Source organism: Staphylococcus coagulans, assembly GCF_002901995.1.
GTDB lineage: Bacteria > Bacillota > Bacilli > Staphylococcales > Staphylococcaceae > Staphylococcus > Staphylococcus coagulans.
Window position 1 is genome coordinate 329 of sequence record NZ_PPQN01000154.1, and the last position, 1,558, is coordinate 1,886.

A 1,558-nucleotide genomic window follows, 5' to 3' on the forward strand; every position below is an offset into this window, starting at 1 on the left:
TGGATTTGAAGAGAAATTGTGGCAAGCTGCAGATAAATTACGTGGAAGTATGGATGCAGCAGAATATAAAAATGTAGCGTTAGGTATTATATTTTTGAAATATGTATCTGATTCTTTTGAAGAGAAGTACGAGGAACTGTTAAATGATGAATATGCTGATGAAGAGGATAAAGATGAGTATTTAGCAGAGAATATCTTCTGGGTCCCTAAAGAAGCACGTTGGCAATATATTAACGATAATTCTAAGAAACCAGAAATTGGTCAAATTATTGATAAAGCTATGATAGCAATTGAAAGAGAAAATGAGTCTTTAAAAGGGGTCTTGCCTAAAGATTACGCAAGACCAGCTTTAGACAAGGAAAAATTAGGAGATATTATTGATTTATTTACTTTCAAGGTCGGAGACTCTGAAAGTAAGAAGCAAGATGTCTTGGGACGTGTTTATGAATACTTTATTGCAAAATTTGCGAGCGCTGAGGGTAAGAATGCTGGGGAATTCTATACGCCAGCTTCAATCGTTAAATTACTTGTTGAAATGATTGAACCTTATCAAGGTAGAATTTATGACCCTTGTTGTGGTTCGGGTGGTATGTTTGTACAAAGTGAGCATTTTATTGAACGCCATCAAGGTCGTATAGGTGATATTGCTGTTTATGGTCAAGAATCTAATCCAACTACTTGGAAATTAGCAAAAATGAATTTGGCTATTCGAGGCATAGATAGTGATTTAGGGGATCATCATGCAGACACATTTCATAATGATTTACATAAAGATTTAAAAGCTGATTTTATATTGGCTAACCCACCATTCAATGCAAGCGATTGGGGACAAGAAAAATTATTAGATGATTATCGTTGGAAATTTGGTATTCCTCCAAAAGGCAATGCAAACTATGCATGGATTGAACATATGATTTCTAAACTTGCCCCAAGTGGTACAGCAGGATTTGTATTAGCGAATGGTTCAATGTCTACAAGTGGTAAAGATGAATTAGAAATACGTAAAAACTTAATTGAACAAGACTTAGTTGAATGTATAGTTACATTACCAGGGCAACTATTTTATTCAACACAAATTCCAGTATGTTTGTGGTTCGTGACAAAAAATAAAGCTAAAAACGGTAAGAATGAACGACGTGGAGAAGTACTATTTATAGATGCTAGACATATCGGTAGTATGGTATCAAGAACATTAAAAGAATTCTCAGATGAAGAAATAAAAGATATAGCAAATGTCTATCATTCATGGCGCGGAACAAGCGATAACCAATATGAAGATAAAGCAGGATTCTGTAAAGTAGCAAAGACAGAAGAAATAAAAGACAATGAATATATCTTAACACCAGGACGTTATGTAGGATTAGCAGAAGTAGAAGAAGATTCAGAACCATTTGAACAGAAAATGGAAAGAATAACAGCAGATTTAAGTGAACAATTTGCAAAATCAAAAGAACTCGAAGACCAAATCCGAAAATCATTGGAGGGGTTAGGTTATGGAGTATAATGTACAATTAAATAAATTATCTACGTATATATATAGAGGGAAACAACCTAAATA

The 1,558-nt window shown here is 33.9% G+C and carries 1 protein-coding gene; it reads left to right on the plus strand.

What is annotated here, in order from left to right; all coding sequences use genetic code 11:
• On the plus strand, positions 1-1,504 hold a 1,504-nt coding region (locus tag CD118_RS11880; RefSeq protein ID WP_103356763.1), incomplete at its 5' end, for a class I SAM-dependent DNA methyltransferase.
• Positions 1,505-1,558: the final 54 nt, after the last annotated feature.